Origin of the sequence: Paenibacillus ihumii, from assembly GCF_001403875.1 — a bacterium.
Taxonomy (GTDB): domain Bacteria; phylum Bacillota; class Bacilli; order Paenibacillales; family Paenibacillaceae; genus Fontibacillus; species Fontibacillus ihumii.
Genome location: NZ_LN884299.1, coordinates 222797 through 240596, shown reverse-complemented (window position 1 = coordinate 240596; position 17800 = coordinate 222797). Strand labels below are relative to the sequence as shown.

Below are 17800 nucleotides of genomic sequence, written 5' to 3'. Positions count from 1 at the left end.
AATAAGGGGGCATAACCATGCGTTTTATCGAAGCAGAGGAAGGCCTGCCGCTGATCACGCAGCTGAGCTACAAGCTCGATGAGGATCAATGCCTGCTCCGCTGGCAGTGGCCGGAAGGCCTGCAGGCGGTCTATATCGATGAGAGAGCGGCGGCCCCCAGCTTGTACGGCGGGGGCGGGAATTCGCCGCAACCCGGGGAGTTGAAGCTGTACACCCGTGAGGAGTACAAGGCAGCAGGAGGGTATCGCGACCGCATTGATCAGGTTGGTCTGGTGCGCTATACCGTGTATGCCTGCATCTTGGAGAACGGGGAGAAGCTGCTCATTCGCCAGCCCGGGGCGGAGAATACGGTAGAGATCAGCACCGGACGGGCAAAAATCCGCTATTCGATCCGGCAGAAGAGCAGTCTGCTGCGCAAATACAAGACGGTGCAAATATCGGTGCTCGCCGAGGTGGAGGTACCTAAGGAAGCGCTATGCTACGTGAAAAAACAGGACAGCTATCCGGCCAGCATCGAGGACGGGACGGTGTACCCTTTTCTCCGGGATTTTCCGGCGGGCAGAAGCACGCTGCCGGTCATCGAGGTCGGCAAGAACGATTACGTGCGGCTGTTCTTTACGGACGGACGCAAGTATGGCCGGTTCTTCGAGCTGATCCCTGAATAAGCACCGCAAGCGAGGAGGAATGAACGATGGGCTTGTTTGATTTGTTCAAGAGGAAGCCGCAGGCTGAGCCGCGGCCGTTATTTTACGATATTGTGTGCCCTTACTGCTTCAGCAAGTTCGAGCCGGGCCAGGTCGTCTTCCGGGCGACCCATTACCGCGAGGACGATGAGGATTATGCGCTGTGCGAGGACGAGGTGCTGAACAGATACCGGGAGCGGTTCGGACTCGATACCGTCTATGATATGGAGGCGGTGCTGCATCCCCAGGATGTGCCGCCGGAGCATCTGATTTACTCCGATCATGTTCTGATCGGACTGAAGGACCGCTATGGCGAGGTGACCAGGACCAGGCTGTGCCCGCACTGCCATAACGAGCTGCCGATAACGGCGGGCAAGGTGCCGAGCAATATCATTTCGATTGTCGGCGCTTCGCAGGTTGGGAAATCCGTGTATATGACTTCGCTGATCCATACGCTGCAGAATATGACGGCCAATCATTTTGACGCAGCGTGTATGCCGCTGAATGCGGAGATCAGCCGCAAGTTCCGGACGATGTACGAGGAGCCGCTGTTCGAGCGCGGCGATCTGCTGGCCTCCACACAGAAGGAGAAGATGCAGGAGCCGTTTATTTTCCAATTCGTGTTCAAGGATGAATCGAAGCCGCCGCTGACGCTGGTCTTTTTCGACGTAGCCGGGGAAGGGATGGTGGATCAGGACTATTTGGGCCTGCAGGGGCAGCATATTAAAAATTCCTCAGGAATGCTGTTCATGGTCGATCCGCTGCAAATCCGCTCGATTCGCGAGAAGATCCGCATCAATGTCGGCGACAAGCCGGGCGAATGGGTGTCCCAGTATGATGAACCGCGGGATGTGGTGCTGACGATGTTCGGGGACTTCATTGCCTATGAGGAGCAGGGCAAGACGGATATCCCGACGGCCGTCGTGCTGACCAAAAGCGATATGCTTCACTCCTTGAAGGATGAAGAGGGAGAGTATATCAAGTCGAACAGCAATATTTTCAACAATGCGGTGCATCGCAAATATTTCAATTTGACCGAGTTCGAGAACATTGACGGGGAAATCCGCCGCTTCATCGAGAAGGTCGACCGGCCGTTCAAGGATACGATGGACGTGTATTTCAAGGACACGGGCTATTTTGCGGTATCCGCACTCGGCAGCAATCCGGTGGATCAGAAGCTGCAGGACGTGGTACAGCCGATTCGCGTGGACGAACCGTTCATTTGGCTGCTGTATAAGCTGAAGTATATTGAGGGGAGAGAAATGTCTTGAGTATGAAGCGATCATCTCCCGGCTTGATTCAGCAGCAGATTTATACCCGGGAGCGCAGCGGTATTTTTCGGGGGACGGAGGGCTTTGACACCGTGGCGGCCTCGGACGGGCTGGATGCGGTGTTTATCAAAAAACAGCTGCATCCGTTCTGCGGCTATGATGCGCCTGCGGAGCTCGTCTCCCGGGGAGAGAAGGACGAGGCCAGCTATCCGCCGGCGATCCATCTGTTCCATACCGAGGGCGGCGATACGGTGCTGGGGCGCAGCGTTTATCAGTCGGCGGATTTTACCGGCCTGCGCAGCGCCTTTCTGACGCATAATTACGTCATTCCGGCCGCGCGGCAGGATGAGATCGTCACCCGCTACCGCGACTATATTGAAGCGGCTTTCGCGGAGAAATACGTCCCGGAAATCGGCCGGCAGCTGCCGGAGCTTGAGCACATTCCGCAGAACCCGCGTTATACGCAGGAGCCTCTTCCGCGTCTGATGGCTGAGAAGCTGCTGCATGAGCTGAAGCTGGACGAGAAGACCTTCAAGCGGCTGCTGTTCGCGGTGATGACCGCGGTAGGCGAGGGCCGGAAGAAGGTATATGTCGCGCTGGACGTGCCGGCGGAGCAAATTTCGGCATCGGCCTCCGCGCTGGTTCAGGTGCTGTATGCCTGTCTGCCGTTCGAGCAGCGCCGCCGCCTCGGCTTCATTACGTATGCGAAGGAGCCGCAGAGCCGTAAATTTATCCACCTGCAGTTCGTGGAACGCGGCAGTATTCGCCCGAATGACCGGGAGATCGAGAAGGACTATGTGTTTGATCTCGCTGCCGGCCGCATGCCGCAGGATGAGCTGGAGGAAGGAAAACAGCCGTATCTCGATATGGTCTGGAGATCGATCGGAGATCTGGAACGGCTTGAGGCATTCTATCGCTTCGCCGATGAGATGCTGGCGGGCATGGAGGTACAGCGGCGTCTGCTGCTGTCCAGCTACCATGAGCTGTCCGTGTTCTACCAGATCGAGGCTGGAAACTGGGATTTATACGAGGCGCATAAAATCACTGTGCTGCGAGGCTTGCTGAGCTATTTGGAGCCAGCGGGCGCTTTGGAAGCGAGAATCCGGCTGAATGACATATTTCTCGCTGCTTTTGACCGGGAGTTCGATGCGGTGAAGCAGCGTAAGCTGGCTGAGCTGGCTATCGTAGAGTGCTTCCGGGATTATTATCGCCTGGAGAGCAGAAGCTACGGCATCAAGCTGATTAATTATTTGATCCATGCGATTGGCAATTCGCTTCTAGGGGGCAAGACGGAGCTGGCCCGTTCGCTATACGGCCTGGTAGAAAGCCAGCCGGAGCTGAGCAAGACCTTCTTTGACCTCGTATTAAAGCACAGCGATCTGGAAGGCGCGTTATTCGAGCCGTATATTCATGCTAAATTTGAAGAAGCGAGCGGTTCGCGGGAAGTGCTGAATGTGGTGCAGGGCTGGGCCGTTGCTCATCCGGGCGTGCTGCGGAACGCCGCCTTCAAGGAGTACGCGGTAGCGTCCCTGACGGACAAGCTGCGAAAGGAGCAGCCGCTGCTGACAGCGGTGCATATGGCGCTAGAGCATATCCGCAAGTGGGGAAGAACCCCGGTGACGGATCGCGGCATGAGCTTGGCGGATTCTGAGCTGGCGGAGAATTTGGCGCTTGCGGTCAAGCAGGTGCTGCTGGATGAGCTGGAGCTGGATAAGCTGACCCGGGAGCAGGTTGTCGGGGCTGAATTTCTGGCGAGACCGGATGCCTTCGCCGGGCTGCTGTTCGAGGGCAAGCAGCGCAATCATGTCGATATGCTGCAGGCGCTGTACGAATGGTTCGCCCAGCGCGATACCTCGGAGGACATCCTGAACGGCCTGCCTTCGGCGGATGTGGAGCGGCTGCAGCAGCTGGGCAGAAGATGGCTGCAATCGACGATCGAGCTGCCCCAGTTCGGCAAAATCGTGCTGGCCTTCTATGACACCAAGACCGGGCAGGTCGATTACAAGGCGCTGCTGGATTACCTGCAGCGGAATGCGAAGGATCCGGAGACGATCTATGAGTTCATGCTTTGGTCGCAGGGGCAGCCCTTGTTTGCCCATAGCCGCGGCATCGCTGCTGGTTACACGGCGGCGCTGCTGAATTATTTCAAAACGCATGACCGGAACGCCTTCAAGAACAGGGACTACCGGACCCGATACTTTGAGAAAGCCGGAGCACCGCTGGCCGCCGTATTTGCAAAAATCCGCCTGGAGCTGTCCTCGCCGTTCAAGCGATTTCTGGCGCAAAACGGGAAGAAGCTAAGCTGGACCGCTCTGATTCTGATGGCTGGCCTTGTAGTGATTGCTGGGATTCTAATCGTCATGCAGCAGCAGGGATTGCTTGGCGGCGCCAAGCCGCCGGTGGAGGCCACTCCTCCGCCAGCTTCGGTTACGGAGCCTGAAGTGCTTGTGTATGCCGATCAGGTGACAGGCACCGACGGCGCAGAAACAACCTCGCTGGTGTTTCTTTTTGCCGGGGCAGAGAAATGCAAGGCGTTCGATCCTGCGGCATTGTCGATTGAAGCGCCGGATCTGACCGTTCAGCAGTTTGCGAATTTGAAATTTGATGCTTATTGTGTGGAAGGCTCCGGGGCAGACGGGGCTTCGGCCGGGAATGGATCGAACAGCGGGGCTGATGGTACGAATTCGAACAGCAGCACTGGCGATGGAAGCGGCACGGACGGAGCCGGAAAGAACGGCACGGACGGCGGCAACGTCCAAAACGGCTCGGCAGCAGGCGGTACTGGCTCGGCGGCGAACGGAGGAACGGGCAGCGGTGCTGACAATAGTGCAGCAGGCGGTGCTGGTGCCGGGGGCGGCAACGGTGCGGCTGGCAATGACTCCGCAGACAATGCTGTGGCAAGCCATGGTACAGCAGGCACTGGAGATTCGACGGAAACATTGGATGGTCCTGCTGGGAATGTTGAGGGACAAGGAGCCGAGGCTTCGCATCATGGGCCAGGCAGCTCAAATGGTCAAGCTGATCAAGGAGCTGGAACAAGCGGCCAAGCAGGTACATCAGGAACGGATGCATCGGGGAACGGCCAGGCTGGTGATTCAAATGCAACCCAACCGGAAGGGACTTCAAACGATGTTTCCAACGGCAAGCCTAACGGCGAAACAAAGCCTGTGTACTCTTCCCGCGTTACGGTCTCTCTAGGTCAGAAGGTGGCTATTCCTGCAGGCAACGTTGTAAAGATCGGCGACCAGCAATATACGGTTATTGCCCGCGAGGAAGCGGAGGCCAAGGCGGGACAGAACAGCCAGATGGAACCCGCACAGACGCAGTCTGAAACAGTTCAGCCTTAGTCTGATGCGGCTCAGCCTTAGTCTGATGCAAATCAGTCTTATAGATGGAACAAATCAGCCTAACGTAATACGAGTGAAGAATTCGCGAACAGCGACTTAGGAATAATGTCAAAAGGACAAATACAGTGCTTGAAACCGTTGTCTCCATAACTAAGCAATGGTACACTGTTTTTATCTAAAAGTTAGGGGGATTTGGAGTGCAGAAGCTTGTTTTTTTTGTAGGAGTAGCCGGCACGGGCAAAACTACAGTGGCCCGCAAGATCGCTGACCGGATTCCGGCGGCTTTCCTGGACCGGGATACCGTGGGCGGAAGATTCGTTGAGAAAATTTTGGAGATGAACGGTCTGGACGTGAACGACCGGGACTCTGATTTTTATAAGAAGCATCTCCGCGATCTGGAGTACGACACCACCAAGGATATTTGCATTGAGAACCTGGCCGCAGGACAGAACGTGTTCATGATTTCTCCCTTTACGGCCGAACTGAAGAACAAGCAGTGGATCGAGGACGTCATCTCCGCAGCAGGTCTTACGAAAAATGAAGTTGACGTAAAGGTTATCGTCGTCACATTAAGTGATATGGAAACCCAGAAGCAACGCATCATCGATCGTCAAACCGAGCGGGACACCTGGAAGCTGGAGCATTGGGACGACTTCAAGCACCGTGTTCAATTCGTCCCGGAGATCAATTGGGACATTCCGAAATCGTCGATCCTCGTGTTCGATAACAGCGGCGATCTGACCTCGGAGAAGGTTGATTCCGTGTATGAGTTTGTAAAGGCTACTAGCCGTTAAGCAGGATAACGCTGCCCTTTGGGGTGGCGTTTTTTTGTTGGAGCAAAGGAAGCTATAACTGGACAGATATGTATTTATTACGTACGATAATACCAAGACGATGGTAACTTACTCAGTTAGAAAGTGTAGTTAAAAATGATTTGTAAATGTGAGCAAAACAAAATAATGCAGTGACCGATTTTTTTGTCGAATCGGCAGCAGCCTTTGTCTAGTAAGGCTCTAAGCTGCTTATACGCTAGTGGCAAATTTCCAGACTAGAGGTTCGATGCAAAGTGAAGAATTGCTACCGGCAAAAAGGCTAGATATATCAAGGGTTCTATCTAATAAAGATCCGGGGTTTTATCTGAACGTAGTGGGATATAAAGACGATACGCGCAAACATTGTGATAAATGCGGTGAAAAGTTTTATCTGAACGTAGTGGGATATAAAGTTAATCAAGTACTACGAGCAAGCCGCGGATCTCTTGGGTTTTATCTGAACGTAGTGGGATATAAAGACAGGAGAAGACCCCGACAAGACCAGTAGCGCTGAATGTTTTATCTGAACGTAGTGGGATATAAAGCAAGAAGGTGAATGGCTGGGAGGAACGAGAATCCCGTTTTATCTGAACGTAGTGGGATATAAAGTACGTAACGGTTAAAGGCCAGGTTTATGTAACTGACGTTTTATCTGAACGTAGTGGGATATAAAGTACGTCGAGGGCGCGGGCGAGGCGCTGTTTGCGCAGATGTTTTATCTGAACGTAGTGGGATATAAAGAATTTATTGATGACAGCATGACGAATATTGTCGTATAAGTTTTATCTGAACGTAGTGGGATATAAAGGTATATGAGTGCGTTCCCTTCCGTCCAACGTATCGCGGTTTTATCTGAACGTAGTGGGATATAAAGCTCAAACAGTCCGAGCTGCGGAAAATATCTGCACTTATGTTTTATCTGAACGTAGTGGGATATAAAGTAATTTTTATCGTGCCGTCTACTTCTCAATTTCAACGTTTTATCTGAACGTAGTGGGATATAAAGTCGTTAATTAGTCCTTCTATCGCTTCACGTAGTTTCGTTTTATCTGAACGTAGTGGGATATAAAGTGACTAAACAGGGTGAGATTAAGGGTGAGGTTAGAGAGTTTTATCTGAACGTAGTGGGATATAAAGATAACCGTAACTTCGGGGATTAAAGGGTACTCGGTAGGTTTTATCTGAACGTAGTGGGATATAAAGAAGAATACACCGCCTACGGCAACCAGGAGCATTTTTGTTTTATCTGAACGTAGTGGGATATAAAGTCTTTCATGTATTTATTGTGTTCGATCTGGCAACGAGTTTTATCTGAGTGGGATATAAAGGTGTGTAATCTGTCAGCCTAGCTCCCGCCCGTATAGTTTTATCTGAACGTAGTGGGATATAAAGCCGGTACCTGATGGTAAATAACAAGGAAGTCCGTGTTTTATCTGAACGCAGCGGGAAATTACACTCAATTATCATGTATGAAACATTCTCTCCCTTAAAATCCCCAGAATTGTTGTAAATTGTAGTTTTTAGGTCTTGCCCTATGTCGATTAAAGTAGTAGATTGGAACTATATGTATTTGTTGTAAATTGGTGAATATGGAGGTGGAACATGAGACTATCAGTGACTTATCAGGTAGAGCGAGTGCCTCTAGGTTATCGAATGACAGTATTATCCTTGCTAAAAGAAGCGCTGAGACTAGCTAATGAAGCGTATTATAAAGAGCTTTATGAGCAACGATCGAAAGAAATGAAACCGTTTTCTACTGCGGTATTTCTCAAGGAATTTACGTATCATGAAGATGAAATCTTACTTAAAGAACTGTCAATTACGATAAGTTCAGCAGATATGGAATTTATGTTACATCTATTTAATGGACTACACCAACTTAGAAGCTATAAGACTGACGGTCAGGAGTGGAAGCAATTACGGATTCAAATGCTTAAAGAAGCTCAAGTTACAGGAGAGAGAGTATATTTTAAGACACTATCTCCCATTCTGATCGAAAATAAACAGAGAAAACCGCTTCATCCTGATGAGGCGGAGTATGGAGAGGAATTTTCGTATTATGCAGCTCTTCGGATTCGTGAACTAGTTGGACGTGAACCCTATTATCCAATTAAAATAGAGCCAATTAACATGAAGAAGACCGTTATTAAGGAAACAAACTCAGAGTTTCGTGAGCTAGTAAAATCTTATCAGCAGTATCTCTATTTTACAGCATATCGTGGAACGCTTCGATTGACAGGTCATCCAGCTGATTTACAGTTCCTTTATCAATCTGGTGTAGGTCTTCGTGCATCCCAATCGTTTGGGCTATTAGAATATATCCGAGAGGAGGCTTAAAACGATATGACTGCGTCCATTGCTATTGTAGCTGAGGAGTGGATGATGACAGCGGGATTAATTGGACTAACTAGAATGTTTAGTAGCAAAGAAGAGTACCCCATAGTCCAAACTAATAAGGGTATCGAGTTGAATGAGAATCATTTAAAGCTATTTCCTGAACGTTATATTCGCTGGATGATTAGGGAATTTAGTATTGTTGAGCGGGATCTTAAACGTATGGAATGGCCAATTCAACAAGCCGTTCGTGCCGCGAATCGAGCCTTAGAGAATCCATCATTAATTAATGAAGTGAATGCTAAGGTCAAAGAGTCAGTTAAAGACATTCGCAAAATTATGAATGAGCAGATTAGCAAGGTACAAAAGTACTTTCCCGACTCTAAAGAATGTCACAAACTGTTGGGATTGCTGGATTCTCTTAAATTAATCAGTAATTATAATGAACTCAATACTATTTATGATCTAATAGATGAATATAAATCATTGATGTCAGAACCTTTTATTAATGAAAAGCTGACTTTAAATTATGTTAAGGCTGTTATTATGGGTCCTTTTTTTGGTCAGACGTCAATATTACAGCCTATTTTTAATTCTAAAACAACAGAACAGCATATCGAACAATTGAACAAGGATTTCGTTCTTCCAGCTATTTGTGAGCTCCAGTTACATAAAGAACTAAATCGTCCTCACATGGAATTATCAACAATTATAGATCTTCTTCAAGATTATGCGGATGAATATAAACCATTCAAAGACTGGCATAGATCAATTAAAAAGATAAAGCATGTTGAGGAGGTCCAAGATTATTTCCAGTCACAGATATTGCCTTGTTCTTTAGTAGAAGGGCTGTATGCTACACAATCGTATGAAGAAATGACATTCTCTCCGCTAGCTTTATCCAAAAAGAATGCTGTGAATTTTAACTGGAATTTCAATAAAGGAACTCCCGTACCAATCAGTGCAGTGGCGCGTCTTATTTTATTTGCTGTACCTCTTGGATTAGCGGCATATAACCGTCGGTTAGGGACAGAGGAATTTAATGAGAATAAGCGTTTTTTTGGCATGATATTATCCCAGAAATCCTTCGTTGACATCGTAAAAGATAATAATCACTACCGAACTTTACGAAGTGGTGGGACTTCATTAGGTGAAGCTATTGTAGGTGTTTTGGATGAAGCTAAAAGTAAGGCGGAAAGAAAACAGCCATCGTATTTATTTATCGAACTGCACTCAGAATATCAAATGAAGAAGACATTATTAGATTACTATCACATGCCTGGTTATCTCGCGACTTATTTGGATCATTATGGTAATGGGTTAAAGCTAATCCACCATAGTTACCAGAGAGAAGCCTTTTTAAGGGCTATTTTGAGAGGTCTTGATCCTAAGGCAACGATTTATGAATTACTTAGACTAGCTGTTAAACCTAGTAATACGAATGAACAGGCTCGATTAATGGAAAGTACTCGATTTGCTAGTAGTGCTTATTATGCTGTAAAGGCAAGATTCAGAGTCTTACAGGCTAAGAAGGGAGCGGAGAAAGTGTCCAAATTTGATTGGAAAATCCAACAGGTCTATGAGCAGGGCGTTTACTTGCGAAATCGGCTGATCTCTAGTCGTCCTGGTGAAGAGGGCGAGGGAAGGGTATATCAAGCAAGCGGACGTAAGAAATTAGATGGAATCATTTATCGTTTACTCAACTCGGCCAAAACAGGTAATAAATCAGAATTTATGGATACGCTCTTCCGAATTTATTTATCAGCCAACACTTCGAGTGCTCGCCAAAGCACAGCAAAAAGTTATATTGGTGTGCCGCAGTTTTTTGTGGATAGTTTTAAAGAAGAAGGGCTTGATTTTGACACGATTGCCACTGCATTTATTGCAGGATTATTAGGACAACAAAATTCCAATGCTCAAAAAGCTGAAAGTGGAGAAGCCGGTCTGTCTGAATCCATGGGGGAGGTAGCTATAAATGAGTAAAGCTTTGACCTTAACTGTAGTTTTTCGTGCGAATTCTCTAAATTATGGTGAGGGAATTGCGAATATATCTGAATTAAAAAAGATACACCGAGGTAATGGAGATGTTCTAACTTTCGCTTCGCGTCAAAGCCTCCGTTACGATATTGTTCGATTAGGGAATGAGTGGTTTGGGTGGAACTTACAGACTGTGGATAAAACTAAGGGGACCCTACAATTTAGAGAGGATATAAGCATTGCTGAATCCGTAGAGATGGATCTGTTCGGTTATCTAAAAACGGGCCAAAGATCGCAAAAGCGAGCAGCGGTAGCCCGTTTATCACATGCTGTATCATTAGAGCCATATCGCAATGATATGGAATTCTTAAATAATATGGGACTTGCAGAAAGAATCGATGAAACTCCTAACCTCGCAAATATTGAGCAGCATGAGAGTTTTTATTCATACACAATAACAATTGACCTGGATAAAGTAGGTGTAGATCAGGGCATTAAAGGAAAAGTGGTCGAATTATCTGAAAGTGAAAAAGTTACTAGAGTGACTCAACTGCTGGATATTCTTAAACTGCTAAATCGAAATATTCGTGGTCGTCAGGAATCTTTGGCTCCATTGTTTGTTGTTGGAGGAGTGTATTCTGTAGCTAATCCGTTTTTTCTAGGGCGTGTTATGCTAGAGCCAAAATCAAAATCTTGGAATATTAATACTAATGCCCTGAAAGAGGTTGGTCAGACAACCTTCGGTGGTATAGCAATAGGAGAAAATACACACCTTGGTTATGTATCTGGAGTGTTCGATAATGAAGCTCAATTTGAACAAGTAGCGACTGGTCGAGTTGGAACGGTGGAACAATTTTTTGCTGTACTAAAAGAAAAAGTAGAGTCGTACTACGAGGTATCCGTACAATGAAAGCTCTTAGACTTAAACTATATCAGCAGACGGCTTGTTATAAGAAGCCCTTTGCTTTTAAAGTGTCGGAGACATATCCATTACCTCCGCACTCTACAGTCAAAGGTATGCTCCACGCAATACTGAACGCCAAAGAGCTTATCCCAATGCAAATTAGCATTCAGGGTAGCTACGACACCTTAGTTACCGATTATCAGACTCATTACTTCTTTAAGACTGAGAAGACGGAAGAATTTGCTCTAACAACTGATGGACTTGGAATTAGCCGTGAATTTGGGAATATTACAACGATGCCTATTTATACGCATATGCTCTATGATGTGAGTTTGATAATTCATGTCGGTGCTTCCGATGATGTATTGAGTGAGCTGGAGGAACGTATCCTTAAAGGAAATATTCATCTTAGCCTAGGGCGTTGGGAGGACCTGGTTCGAATAGATGCTTGCGAACAAGTTGAGATTACGATAGAGGATGAAGAGATTATTCTGGAACAGAATGCTTATGTCCCAAACGAAATTCTTGGTGAGACAGAACACTTTCCATACAGTCTGAATTGGACTTATCGTATTATAGACGGAGTGAGAGTGTGGGATAAGTTGAAAGTAGGATATGTACAACCAGGAAGCGTAGTTTATTGTGAGGAGGGGTTATTGTTAGACCCCGATGGCAATGGTGTATTCTTTCCAAATCCGAAATAAACATAAATGATTAGCAGAGAGAGCCGGCAATAGGGTTCTCTCTCTTTGTAACTGAATGAAATATGTAGCGATATCGATGTTAAAGGGATAGGTGATTGTTTTGATTTTTTTCGCCAAATCATCTCCGCCTTTACCTCATACGGAGACTGTGCAGCAGCACACGAATGCATTGCTGAAGTGCTATGAAGAATTGAAAGAGGGATATGCAGCAGCGTTGCCGCTCATGAGTGAACGGGATTGGCAGTTGCTCCGTTGGGCGGTGCAGTACCATGATGTTGGTAAATATGATGCTGTATTTCAGAACAAGATTCTAAAAGCGCTGCGGGTAGAACAGCGTATAAAGACATCGTGTAACTATAACGTAAATCATAACTTTGTATCGGTACTTGCTATTCCATTCAAGGAATTAGGGATCAATGACGAAGAGAAACGTATTCTTGCACAAGCCGTTGCTTATCATCATGAGCGGGAGATTATTCCTGATAAGAAACAAGTTAAACAAATTTATGTCGAACATATTTTACCTTATCGCGAACAAATTAAACGTGAACTAGAAATAGATATTGACGAGAAGGCAATTGCATATAAGTTGGAATTGATAACAAAACGTATTGAAGAAAGTGAAGGGGAGATCTTTCGACGGTACGTATTAATCAAAGGTTTGCTGCACCGATTGGATCATGCTGCTTCAGCTCATGTATTAGTAGAACTGGCCCCGGAAATGAACGTAGGTGAGTATGTAGAAGAGTTTGTAAGCCGGAAATTCAGTGGACGGAAAAATGAACTCCAGCAGTTTACACAGCAAAATCAGGATAAACATGTTGTCGTTGTTGCTCAGACTGGAATGGGAAAGACTGAAGCAGGCTTATTGTGGCTAGGAGAGGCTAAGGGGTTCTTTACATTGCCGTTGCGAGTAAGTATCAATGCAATGTATCAGCGTATTACGGACAAGTCTAACATTGGCTTTACGCGTCCGTCAGAAGATGGGACGGGAGAAGAAGCTACGGGGCTATTACATTCAACCAGTCTGGACTATTTGCATGACAAACTTGAGGCAGATGACGAGGCACTTGAGAAAATACATTCACAATCAAGAGAATATGCGAATAAGTTAGTTATTTCTACGGTTGATCAAATTTTGAAATTTCCTTTCTTTTATCTTGGTTTTGAAAAAGAATATGCGACCGTAGCTTCTGCTAAAGTAGTTATTGATGAACTGCAAGCCTACGATCCTAGAATTGCTGCATTGATTATTAGAGCGCTAGTGCTCATTGATAGAATAGGCGGATCCTTTATGATTATGACGGCTACATTGCCGGATTTTTATTACAAGGCGTTATCGAAAGAGATGAGGTCTTCTCGTATTCCCATTGCTTATGGGGAATTCATCGATGATCGAATTGCTAGGCATCATGTTGAGATTAAGGAAGAATCTATTCTTGATGCTCATGTGATTGAACAAATCATTTTGGACGGTAAGGATTATAAAGTTCTAGTCATTTGTAATACTGTGAAACGTGCCAGGGAGGTTTATCTTCAAGTCAAATCCAGGGATGAAAATACAAGGTTGCTACATTCACGATTCATTAAAAAAGATCGTGCCCAGTTGGAGCAGGATATTATTGAATTTGCAGCAGGAGAGGGAAATGGCATTTGGGTAACTACTCAGTTAGTTGAGGCGAGCCTAGATATTGATTTTGATCGGTTATATACCGAGATGTCCACACTGGATAGTCAATTTCAACGTTATGGCAGGTGCAACCGCAAGGGAATTAAAGCTATCACTGAAGTGAATATACGGATTTATACGAAGGATGTCTCAGGGGTAAATCAAGGTTCGAAATCTGTATATCACAAGGATATTTACAATCGAAGCTTACAGCTTATCGAACAACATAAAACAGGTGTGCTGTTGGAATCAGTAAAACAAACAATGATAGCTGCTCTTTATGATGAGGCTGCGTTAGAGAAATCTGAATTTAAAGATATGTTTGATACAACCTTAGAAGAATTGAATAACTATCCAATGTATGGAATGTCAAAACTTGATGCCCAGAAGATACTTAGAGATATCCAAGAAATACAGGCTATTCCTGAATGCTTTCGCGGAGATAAGGTAATTGAGAATGCACTGGAAATTTGGAAGACAACGAAAGACAAGAGAATAAAGCGGCAGCAACGAAGAATTATTGAGAGTTATACCGTAGGCGTTAATAAATATTTGGCCGAAAAACAAGGGCTGCTTACCCCATTTCCTTTAATTCATGGACTTTATTATGTAGATGCAGATTACAGTAAGGAGACGGGATTTCTTGTACAATCGGTTACTGCTCCAATGTTTTTGTAGAGGAGGATTGAATCTGTGTTATGTCCATACGTGGAATAGAAATGCATTATTATGCGGTATGTAAACGTAAACTGTGGTTGTTTAATAGAGGCATTGGTTTTGAGCAGCAGCATGATCGAGTGGCCGAAGGAAAAATATTGCATGAACATGCTTATGAAAGGTTGGATAGGGAGTTAAGCATAGATGACATCGCTGTGGTAGATGCTTTAGACGGGGACTGGATAAGGGAAGTGAAAATAAGCAGTAAGATGGAGAATGCGGATCGGTTACAGATGTTGTATTATCTCTATCTGCTGAGAGAACGTGGAGTAGAGAAAAAAGGATTGCTTAGTTACCCAAAGGAAAAGAAGACGACAGAAATATGTTTGGATTTTGAGGAAACACTCGAAGTACGGGCTGCTTTGGAAGGGGTTCATCAAGTATTGAATGGTGAGCTGCCTCCATTTCAAAAACTTAAATATTGTTCTAAATGTGCCTATCAAGATTTTTGCGAAGCTGGAGAGGCGGGGGATGAAGAATGAGCCGTGATGTATTCATATTCTCGACAGGAAAACTGCATCGTAAGCATAATACGTTGTATTTTACAGATGAGGAAGGGAAGTCGAGTCCTCTGCCAGTAGAGCAGACTGAGAATTTACACTTGTTCGGCAATGTTGATTTTAATACGTCATTACTGCATATTTTAACTCAACATGATGTGCGGTTGCATGTATACAACTATTATGGCTACTATGATGGAACTTACTATCCTCGGAATTCACGAATATCAGGATACACGACTGTTCGACAGAGTGAGAATTACTTAGACTTGAATAAGAGATTATATTTAGCGAAGGCATTTGTTCAGGGTGGAATACATCATATGATCAGAAATCTTAGAAAGTCTGGTGATGAAACAAAATCACACGTAGATACGATTAATGCAACAGCATCTCTGCTAGATCATGCTTCAAATATCCCTGCCGTAATGGGGTTAGAAGGTCAGTGTCGTCAAGTGTACTATGGGGCGTTTCCGCTATTAATTAAAAAGAGCTTTACATGGGTAAGCAGAACAAAGCGTCCACCTCAAGATCCGCTAAATGCGTTAATATCTTTTGGAAATGGCTTAATGTATACCACGGTTGTATCAGAAATATATAAAACGATGCTTGATCCATCTATAAGCTATCTACATGAGCCTTCGAGTAAACGGTTCTCTCTTAGTCTAGATATAGCAGAAATATTCAAACCCTTTATAATTGACCCTTTAATTTTTAATTTGGTTAATAATCGGCGTATTCAAGAAAAGCATTTTGAAAATGCAGAGGGATTTGTTTATTTAAATGAAGATGGACGAAAAATCTTCTTGGCGGCATTTGATGAGAAGATGAAAAGTACATTTAAGCATCGTAAATTAAAGAGAAATGTATCTTATAGATATTTAATTCGACTCGAAGCTTACAAATTAATTAAGCATGTCATTGGTGATGAAAAATATAAACCTTTTAAGGCATGGTGGTAGATAGACATGTTTGTAATTATCACATACGATATAGGAGAAAAAAGAGTGGGCAAAGTCTGTAAAAAACTCCGAGAATATTTGGATTGGACGCAGAACTCGGTATTTGAAGGTGAGATTACTAAAGGAAAACTAACGAAATGTTTAGCAGAATTACGTGAGATCATGGATGAAGAGGATTCAATATATTTGTATAAAGTAGAGAACCCAAAAGCGATTATAAAAGAGGTTATTGGAGAAGATCGCTCCTTCGACCGGTTATTTTTTTAAAACAATGAGAAAATGCATCGATCGATTATTTTGTCGAAATCCCTGTAGGCCTTGCCAGATAAGGATTAAGGGTGATTCACATACGAAATGAGAATTTCTCATTGTAGGTTCAATGCAAAATTGAAAAATGTTGTAGTTGGAAAACCTTGATATCATAAGGCTTTTGCCGTGCTAGAAGTCGGGGTTTTATCTGAACGTAGTGGGATATAAAGGATGTAGGAAAACCTGTGTTTTCCGCTAAACCATGTGTTTTATCTGAACGTAGTGGGATATAAAGATTTTTTGGCGGCGTGCTACATGTGGGCGATTTTAGTTTTATCTGAACGTAGTGGGATATAAAGACGTTTACACAGTAGCGATAGGCGCACCCGATGAAACAGTTTTATCTGAACGTAGTGGGATATAAAGCGATAAAGCGCGCAACGTGTGTCGGTGTGTAAAACGCGTTTTATCTGAACGTAGTGGGATATAAAGTGGTACCATAAGCTATGGTTTATACCAGTGGTTTTTAGTTTTATCTGAACGTAGTGGGATATAAAGACCGAAATCGAGATTCAAAAAATATCAGAGGCGGATTTGTTTTATCTGAACGTAGTGGGATATAAAGAATTATACCACCCGCAAAATGAGCAACGGGGTAGCGTTTTATCTGAACGTAGTGGGATATAAAGTATCTCCCGGCTTTATGGTTGGTGGGATGGGATCGGCGTGTTTTATCTGAACGTAGTGGGATATAAAGGTGCAAGCGCTAGGCGGTAATCTCGTTCAGCCTCGGGTTTTATCTGAACGTAGTGGGATATAAAGTATCAAACGGCGGCAGCGTACCGCGCCTAATGCGATGTTTTATCTGAACGTAGTGGGATATAAAGTACAATCACGGCCAACATCGATGATGCAGCAGTATTTAGTTTTATCTGAACGTAGTGGGATATAAAGGCAACATATTAATTGCCGATTCCCCGGCTGCTTCGGGTTATATCTGAACGTAGTGGGATATAAAGTTTGTAAGAGTGTTTACCCTCAGGCCCTCAGATGCTGTGTTTTATCTGAACGTAGTGGGATATAAAGAAGCGAAAGCCGCGCTAATTGCGCAAGTTGAGGAGGGGTTTTATCTGAACGTAGTGGGATATAAAGTCGGCTAGTGTAACGATAGCCTGTTTTGATTTTTGCGTTTTATCTGAACGTAGTGGGATATAAAGTTGTAAATCCATCTGCTGGCCTGCGAGCGTCTGAACCCGTTTTATCTGAACGTAGTGGGATATAAAGGTTGAAGATTTCATGAAAGCGGCACGGTTTGGTTTTGTTTTATCTGAACGTTGTGGGATATAAAGCAATCACGTCCGTGACAGCAGTACTCTGGCTCAAAATCGTTTTATCTGAACATAGTGGAAAGTCTCCAAAGAACTACCTTCATTCCAAAAAATATGTACTACCATATCCCCCGATTTACTCCACCGCGTAATTCAAGGCAGGTGGCACTACATTTGTGTGCTTATCGACTTGTTTAATCGGAGATCATGGGACATAGTGCAGGTCCAAGTAAGAATGCTGCTTTGATTTCGCTTGCCTTTGCTACAGTAGAGGACGATCTGCGTCATATTCAATAGTTTCATTCGGACCGCGGCAGTAAGTTTAAAAATGAAAAGAGGACAG

At 45.0% G+C, this 17800-nt stretch carries 12 protein-coding genes and 2 CRISPR repeat arrays; all 12 genes read left to right on the top strand.

Annotation, left to right across the window (positions count from 1 at the left end; genetic code table 11):
- Window positions 1-17: 17 nt before the first annotated feature.
- The 12 genes from BN2762_RS08940 (at window position 18) to cas2 (ending at window position 16147) form a co-directional block, all read left to right on the top strand.
- On the top strand, window positions 18-665 hold the full coding sequence (locus tag BN2762_RS08940) for a hypothetical protein (protein ID WP_055106679.1): 648 nt from the start codon (window positions 18-20) through the stop codon (window positions 663-665).
- A 26-nt stretch (window positions 666-691) separates the two neighbouring features.
- Entirely contained in the window at window positions 692-1954 is a 1263-nt protein-coding gene (locus BN2762_RS08935; protein WP_055106678.1) for a hypothetical protein, read from the top strand.
- Window positions 1955-1956: 2 nt separating this feature from the next.
- A complete protein-coding gene (locus BN2762_RS08930) occupies window positions 1957-5301 on the top strand; it encodes a GAP1-N2 domain-containing protein (protein ID WP_055106677.1) in 3345 nt (1114 codons plus the stop codon).
- Window positions 5302-5498: 197 nt separating this feature from the next.
- A complete protein-coding gene (locus BN2762_RS08925) occupies window positions 5499-6095 on the top strand; it encodes a P-loop nucleotide/nucleoside kinase family protein (RefSeq protein WP_055106676.1) in 597 nt (198 codons plus the stop codon).
- A gap of 336 nt (window positions 6096-6431) precedes the next feature.
- Window positions 6432-7381: direct repeats of the CRISPR family, unit length 29 nt; unit sequence GTTTTATCTGAACGTAGTGGGATATAAAG.
- A gap of 334 nt (window positions 7382-7715) precedes the next feature.
- Window positions 7716-8450, top strand: coding sequence for a CRISPR-associated endoribonuclease Cas6 (gene cas6 / locus BN2762_RS08920; protein WP_055106675.1), 735 nt, complete (start codon window positions 7716-7718; stop codon window positions 8448-8450).
- Window positions 8451-8456: 6 nt separating this feature from the next.
- Window positions 8457-10430 (top strand): hypothetical protein, encoded by a 1974-nt coding sequence (locus BN2762_RS08915; RefSeq protein WP_055106674.1) that lies wholly within the window; start codon window positions 8457-8459, stop codon window positions 10428-10430.
- Window positions 10423-11334, top strand: a complete 912-nt coding sequence (cas7i, locus tag BN2762_RS08910) for a type I-B CRISPR-associated protein Cas7/Cst2/DevR (protein WP_055106673.1) — start codon at window positions 10423-10425, stop codon at window positions 11332-11334. The genes BN2762_RS08915 and cas7i overlap by 8 nt, the downstream gene beginning before the upstream one ends.
- Window positions 11331-12032: a type I-B CRISPR-associated protein Cas5b gene (gene cas5b / locus BN2762_RS08905; protein ID WP_055106672.1), complete on the top strand. Its 702-nt coding sequence runs from the start codon at window positions 11331-11333 to the stop codon at window positions 12030-12032. Before cas7i ends, cas5b begins: the two co-directional genes overlap by 4 nt.
- 91 nt (window positions 12033-12123) lie before the next feature.
- Entirely contained in the window at window positions 12124-14379 is a 2256-nt protein-coding gene (locus BN2762_RS08900) for a CRISPR-associated helicase/endonuclease Cas3 (protein WP_083484827.1), read from the top strand.
- Window positions 14380-14399: 20 nt separating this feature from the next.
- Window positions 14400-14900 carry a CRISPR-associated protein Cas4 gene (gene cas4 / locus BN2762_RS08895; RefSeq protein WP_055106670.1) on the top strand — a complete coding sequence of 167 codons (501 nt, stop codon included), beginning with the start codon at window positions 14400-14402 and terminating at the stop codon, window positions 14898-14900.
- Window positions 14897-15880: a type I-B CRISPR-associated endonuclease Cas1b gene (gene cas1b / locus BN2762_RS08890; protein WP_055106669.1), complete on the top strand. Its 984-nt coding sequence runs from the start codon at window positions 14897-14899 to the stop codon at window positions 15878-15880. The genes cas4 and cas1b overlap by 4 nt, the downstream gene beginning before the upstream one ends.
- 6 nt (window positions 15881-15886) lie before the next feature.
- The gene (gene cas2, locus BN2762_RS08885; protein WP_055106668.1) at window positions 15887-16147 is read left to right on the top strand and encodes a CRISPR-associated endonuclease Cas2; all 261 of its coding nucleotides are present in this window, start codon (window positions 15887-15889) and stop codon (window positions 16145-16147) included.
- Between the two features lie 183 nt (window positions 16148-16330).
- Window positions 16331-17478: direct repeats of the CRISPR family, unit length 29 nt; unit sequence GTTTTATCTGAACGTAGTGGGATATAAAG.
- Between the last annotated feature and the right edge of the window lie 322 nt (window positions 17479-17800).